Annotated in this window: 8 protein-coding genes; 1 reads left to right on the top strand and 7 read right to left on the bottom strand. The window is 58.4% G+C overall.

Features of this window, described 5'->3' with window-relative positions; translation table 11 throughout:
* Window positions 1–122: 122 nt before the first annotated feature.
* The 7 genes from F1542_RS17275 to F1542_RS16590 form a co-directional block, all read right to left on the bottom strand.
* A complete protein-coding gene (locus F1542_RS17275; protein WP_227672831.1) occupies window positions 123–491 on the bottom strand; it encodes a hypothetical protein in 369 nt (122 codons plus the stop codon).
* A gap of 274 nt (window positions 492–765) precedes the next feature.
* Complete coding sequence (locus F1542_RS16615; protein WP_025811676.1) at window positions 766–1,236, bottom strand: hypothetical protein; 471 nt, start codon at window positions 1,234–1,236, stop codon at window positions 766–768.
* A 187-nt stretch (window positions 1,237–1,423) separates the two neighbouring features.
* On the bottom strand, window positions 1,424–1,702 hold the full coding sequence (locus F1542_RS16610; RefSeq protein ID WP_003625676.1) for a DNA-binding transcriptional regulator: 279 nt from the start codon (window positions 1,700–1,702) through the stop codon (window positions 1,424–1,426).
* Window positions 1,671–1,943 (bottom strand): BrnT family toxin, encoded by a 273-nt coding sequence (locus tag F1542_RS16605; RefSeq protein WP_025811670.1) that lies wholly within the window; start codon window positions 1,941–1,943, stop codon window positions 1,671–1,673. Before F1542_RS16605 ends, F1542_RS16610 begins: the two co-directional genes overlap by 32 nt.
* Window positions 1,944–2,844: 901 nt before the next feature.
* Entirely contained in the window at window positions 2,845–3,390 is a 546-nt protein-coding gene (locus F1542_RS16600; protein WP_025811668.1) for a hypothetical protein, read from the bottom strand.
* A 17-nt stretch (window positions 3,391–3,407) separates the two neighbouring features.
* Window positions 3,408–4,109 carry a hypothetical protein gene (locus tag F1542_RS16595; protein WP_227000647.1) on the bottom strand — a complete coding sequence of 234 codons (702 nt, stop codon included), beginning with the start codon at window positions 4,107–4,109 and terminating at the stop codon, window positions 3,408–3,410.
* Window positions 4,110–4,640: 531 nt separating this feature from the next.
* The gene (locus F1542_RS16590) at window positions 4,641–5,354 is read right to left on the bottom strand and encodes a DotG/IcmE/VirB10 family protein (protein WP_227672830.1); all 714 of its coding nucleotides are present in this window, start codon (window positions 5,352–5,354) and stop codon (window positions 4,641–4,643) included.
* A 6-nt stretch (window positions 5,355–5,360) separates the two neighbouring features.
* Between F1542_RS16590 and F1542_RS17270 the strand changes: the two genes are divergently transcribed.
* The coding region (locus tag F1542_RS17270; RefSeq protein ID WP_227672829.1) for a hypothetical protein at window positions 5,361–5,553 on the top strand (193 nt) is incomplete at its 3' end.

Genomic DNA, 5,553 nt, shown 5'->3' with positions numbered 1-5,553 from the left:
CCTCAGCCTGGCGGATCACACCCATGATCTGCGCGTCAGTAAAGCGATCACTCTTCATCAGAATCTCCTCATCCTTACGCTGAGAAAATTCTCATTCAAAAGCCACTCTTTTTATGGGGGGATTACCCCCTGACAAGCGCCGGGTAGATGTCGGTGGGTCCGTTATGGAGACGGCCCAGGGGGAGGAGCCGGATGCCGTCCATCAGGGCTGTCGCGCTTTCATTGATCTGCGGGTCCGCCCGGTTCGCCATCAGCAGGGCAGTCGCCAGCAGTCGGGGAGACGTTGTCTCCAGCCGCCGCCGGGCTTCGGCCGTCCGCGCGTGCAGAGCGCGGAGCACAGCGAGAGCGCTTTTGCATTGCGCAGGCATCATCGCGGTATCCGACCCTGACGCGATCGCGTCCATTGCACGATGCCAGACGACATCCTGTCCGTTTGGCCCGTTGCCGAGCGTCTGCATGAGGGCCTGATGCGCGCAGCGGGTCAGGGTCATGATGCGTGTCTGCGACAGTTTCGGCCACCATATCAGGACGGCTTCGCGTTCGATGGCCGGACGGGTCGGATCCTGCAGGATATTGCATAAGGCGCAGACAGGTCCGGGTCCGTCACCGTGCCATGGAAACCTGCGACCAGGCGTTATCAGGCCGCAGCAGGCACATGTGAAAAGGCCCGGCTCACCCATCTCCCCGGCGCCTGGCGCTGACGGATCCCATGGGCGCGGCAGCAGCCGGAAAGACTGTGTGAGACGGGCCATTGCGATCGGGTTCCTAGCCGCCGCTCGTAAACTGATAGGCCTGAGCCTGCGTACCAACGGTTGCCGAGCCACCGGACGCGGTGTTGGCAGCCTTGTTGATCCACTGCGGACCCGTTGCGAACAGACCGCACAGCACGATGCCGGCGATTGCCATACCGACCTTTCCGGGCGAACGGTTCTGTTCGTTGCGGCTCTGCCAGGCCGCCCATACGCCGCCGATGAAGCAGATGAAGGCAGCGACATACATGCATGCTGCAGCGACAAAGCCGCCCGCTGTCAGCCCCTCCTGGGCGGTGGCCTGCATCTGGGCCCCGATACCGTTTGCGCTGCCGGTTGCGGATTGGGCCAGCGCATGGCTGGCAATGAGGATCGGGACGGCCAATGTGCCAAGTGCCGTGACGGCACGCTGGCTGTATCCGACCCGTTTGGTCACAAGACGCGTCAATCGCCCCGTGTCGGGGATGCTTGTGCGAGAGAGGTTCATGGTCAAGGGCTCCGTTAAAGAGGGAGGCATGTCCCTCGGAGGAGTCTTCGGCCAGTAACATGCGACTGCGAATGTTTTTTCCGAAAAAATCTATCTTGTCGAACGGTACACTATGACTTTGGTATAAAAATGGCTATCCGGCGTTTGGGGTTGATGGGCTGAATCCCCGGCTCGTTGGGAAGGCAGCTCAGGCCACTGCCTGAGCTACCATATCGGGGTGCCGTCCGATGACCCGAACGTAGGCTACAGCGAAGTCGGGGGCCATCGCCCGTGCCTGCTCCCAGTCCCGTAACGTGCCGACAGGAACGCGGAAACGGCTGGCAAACTCGACCTGAGACAGACCGAGATCGTTACGGGTTTTACGGATCAACCGCGCCCTTTGCCCACGCTCCATGCCTTCGATGGATACCGCGCGGTCTTCGGAATCCGCCGGATCAGCAGGTAGAATGATATGCTCTCTCTTCACCTTTGTTGCTCCTTCTCACGGAAATAAAGCGGGGCAGATCGTCCCGCCAGACAAACACACCGGTGAACAGCTTCTCGCCCACGACGCCAACCACTTTGTAGCGATCCTCCTCATCCTCAATGCGGATGGTGGGCAAGATCAGGTGATTATCGTCCTCGAAAATACGGTCGCCAAAGGCCAGAGACAGTTTGTGCTTTTTTTGGTTGGCGAGGTCTTTTGCGGGGTCAAACCTGTTATCCATGAGACGATAATACGGGATTACCGTAGTTGCTGTAAAGTGAAAACTACGGGCATCCCGCAACTTTTAGCCATTTCGACAGGTCGCCATCAACCTCGTATACCCGATAGCATAAAAATCCGGGGCATATATCTTTATCCAGAATCACTCGAATATTTAGTAATAATAAAATATTTCTTGTTTAATTTCTAGAAAATATGAACAGTAAGCGAAAGTGATCGAGCGTAGTTTAGGTGCTACCGCGAATACATCCCTATTTTTGTACGGGCCTCAACTTTGATGGGTCTGTTACCCTCATTATAAACAAGTTTCACACGGTCAACCGTTGGTTGGAATGGACGATAAATTTTCAATTATCCTTGATAGGTATTTTAGAAATACCATAACCAAGAACACCAATGATGATTGGCATGCCAATGAAGGCGAAGAACTGCATAAAGGTCATTCTCGAAGCCCCCCTAAAACGGTCTGTGCCCGTTGAGGGAGAAAATATGCCATTCCCAGCCAGAAAGCGACTCCCAAGATAACGATATGAGTAGGAATGCGGTTGGCTGTCAGATTAAAAAATGACGCAGCCAAAGGAGATAGGACACCTAGCGAAAGGCAAGATCCTGCAGCGGTATCCTGCAGGTTTGCCCGCAGCTTGGTCCGCTCGTTATGAACAAGATTACCCATCCCAGTCATCGTGTTTGGCGGCTTCAAGTTCCCTTGCGATCAGGCTGCGGATTGCTCCAGCATGGTTAATGCCCTGGCGCACGGCCATATGTGACCATCTCACCAGATGGGGGCGCCCCGCTTTTTCGGGTTATTATTTCCCAATTTTATCATGTTTATCGGTTATCAAAAAAATGCGCAGGAAGGTCGAACCTTAGCTAATCTCAGCGCTACGGGTTGGGTTATGATTTTAGCCGGACGTTGTCCAGTGGCTCAGGATCCAGGTTGCTTCCTTGACGGGATTGAGGAGGATCACGCCGAAAACGAACTGGATGAGGCAACTGAGTTTTGAGCGGTTTGTTTTTCCGGTCGCCGACGCGTTCCACGCAACGACCGCCATGAACGCCGCCCAGGCGCCGAACATTTCGAAGAACAGGGCGAAATCACTGACGATTGACAGGATGGCATCCTCTGGGCCGGTCCCGGAAATGACGCTTCCGGTCGCGGCATCCGTATAGCCGGTGACAGAAGCTCCCAGCGAAACCTGCGTATCGAGACCGGCAGAGGTGGTGGATTTGGTGAGTATCCTGTCAAAAGTGGCGAAGACGCCGGAGAGGACAATCCCGATCCAGGGCACCCAGGGACGGCCGACGAACGGGTTCTGGGGCTGGCGCTGCTGCCATAATCCCCATGTCCCGGTCAGGAAGGCAATCCAGGCTGCAATATAGCAGGCCATTGGCAGCAGCCAGGCCATGGCGAGAGCGAGATCGTTGACGAGGTTGACCAGACCTTGCACGTCGATGTCTCCTTGCCTTACTGGATGATGCCGCGTTCAGCCTGGATCACCCACATCGTGCCGCGTTGAGAGATGGCGCGCACTCGACCATATCCGCGGAGATCGGTGCCGATTTCGATTTCGGACTGCGGCGGTTGCCCGGCCGGCGCAGCGTCGTCCTGCACCATGGCAAGCTGGGGAGATGCAGCAAGTATCCGGTAGTGCGGCGTCCATGTCGGGGGCGGAGCAGGAGGCGCCTGACGCATTTTCGCTGTCCGGGACGCTGGAAATTGCGGCGGCGTTGGTGTTGGCTGCGGCTCGGCCGCCGCGGCTTCCAGGGCTGCCCGTGCCTTGTCGGCTGCGGCACGTGTGGTGGCCGGTCCATCTGACGGGGGTGCTTCGGCGTCGGCCACGGCTCGTTTCGCTTCGAGGAGCGACATCCGGCGGTTGAGATCCGAAGCCTTTGCCGTATCTGCGATACGCAGCCGGTCAAGATCCTGCCGGAGCGCTGCGATCTCGCTGCGGGTCCGCTGCACCAGTGCTGCTTCTTCCGTTACAAGCTGCAGCACCTGCAACTGGTCGTCCGATGTCATGGGAGCCGCTTGCAGGCGGCTTGCTTTCTGGACCGCATCGTCCGTCGGAACAGCCTTTTCGATGCCAGTGTCGTGTTTCTGCGCGGGCGTGTTCTCGGCCGACGGGGTAGCCGGTATTGGGCCGGCGGGATGGGGCGGCTTTTTCATCGCAAGAAGTGCCTTGAGATCCTCATCTGTAGCCGAGACCTGAGGTGCCGGCGATGATGGCGATGATGTAGGTGAGTGTCCCGGCGCGGGAGACGCTTTGGGGCCTGATGGCAGCGGAGCGGAAATCATTCCGACTTCCTGGGCCACGGGAGACGCCTGCCTCTTTGTTATGCCCATCACGAGGAAGAGGGAGAGCAGACTGCCGACGGCAGTACCCGCGATCATGACCTGCCTGCGACGCGGAAGCGCCCTGAAAAGGGCTATTGCATGTGGAACGGGTCGGTTTCTGTCAGGTGCTGCTGTCACAGGTTGCGGGTGAGGAGAGAGAGGCTCGGCAATTGTGTCCGGCGTGGGCGAAGGGTCAGGCTCGGGCGTCGTGCCCAGCTTGCGAAACGGGACAGGTTCAATGCCGCGATCCGCGCTGAACGGATCCCGGGACGTCGTTGCGGTTGCGGCTGAGGTCATGGTGAATGCTGCCTTCTGGTAGAGAGTGCAGAATTCGCCGATATCATGCGACCGGTGCCCGAAAACTTACTTCTTCATGACGACGTCCGACATGAAGATCACGCCAACACTGACCTGAGCGGCAAGATTTACGCGCGGCTGGGTCGGCATCTGCTGCATGAGCGCGCTGTTGACCTGCGAGGCCGCTGCACCGGCCGCCACGCCCAGTTGTTGCGGGAAATTCAGTGACTGGACGTAGTTGACGTTGCCGAGGGCTCCGATCGAACCGGTCGTGTTCGACGTCATCTCGATCGCCTGCCCGAGCCCTTGGACAAAGGCGGCAGCGGCGGGAAGAACAAAGCGCTCGACGTATAGCTGGTCAACGCTTGAGGCCACGGCAGCTTCCATGGTGTCCGGCGCAACCACCATACCTTCGACCTGGATCGGGGTCGGATCATTCTTATGGAAGACCTGATCAACGCGGACAACCAGCCTGTTCAGATGTCCCCCGGCCCTTCTGACGGATGCTTTCATCCTGTCGCCAGCGAGTGGACCTGAATCAGCTTCCAGGATGATTTCTCCCCCGAGATCGCTGTTGGTTGCTGAAACCGTATGGGCGTAAATCCCCCGTCCGGCAGGAACAAGAACGCGGGAGAGAGAAGTCTGGGAATTTGCTGTCGCCGCCGAAGTTATCGAAGGGGAAACCGCCGGTTTTTTTGTCTGCTCCCTTCCGGTTTCCGTCTTTTCATACAGGACATTTGTGACCGGAAGGCGTCCATCAAGACGGCCTGCAAGATCCATGATCGCATGTCTGTATGCGGCGATTGCGTCCTTCTGGAGCTGCGGGTCACGTGGCATGGCAGCACGGAAGGCTGTATCCGTCTGCACTGGTACGACGGGAACGCTTGGTACGACCTCAGGCGCGTGCGGGGCTGGCGCTGCGGCGGCCTTGGCCATCGCCGGGTTGACGTCCGCCCCGACCTCCTGGGCGACCGGGGGC

The sequence above is a fragment of the Komagataeibacter sp. FXV3 genome (genome assembly GCF_015155755.1).
Lineage (GTDB): Bacteria > Pseudomonadota > Alphaproteobacteria > Acetobacterales > Acetobacteraceae > Komagataeibacter.
The sequence above is the reverse complement of the archived record's forward strand: the minus strand, read 5'-3'. Positions and strand labels throughout refer to the sequence as shown.

Coding starts and splice junctions, on each gene's coding strand:
- F1542_RS16590 (WP_227672830.1), bottom strand. CDS start 5,354: ATGGATCTTGCAGGCCGTCTTGATGGACGCCTTCCGGTCACAAATGTC.
- F1542_RS17275 (WP_227672831.1), bottom strand. CDS start 491: ATGACCCTGACCCGCTGCGCGCATCAGGCCCTCATGCAGACGCTCGGC.
- F1542_RS16605 (WP_025811670.1), bottom strand. CDS start 1,943: ATGGATAACAGGTTTGACCCCGCAAAAGACCTCGCCAACCAAAAAAAG.
- F1542_RS16615 (WP_025811676.1), bottom strand. CDS start 1,236: ATGAACCTCTCTCGCACAAGCATCCCCGACACGGGGCGATTGACGCGT.
- F1542_RS16595 (WP_227000647.1), bottom strand. CDS start 4,109: ATGAAAAAGCCGCCCCATCCCGCCGGCCCAATACCGGCTACCCCGTCG.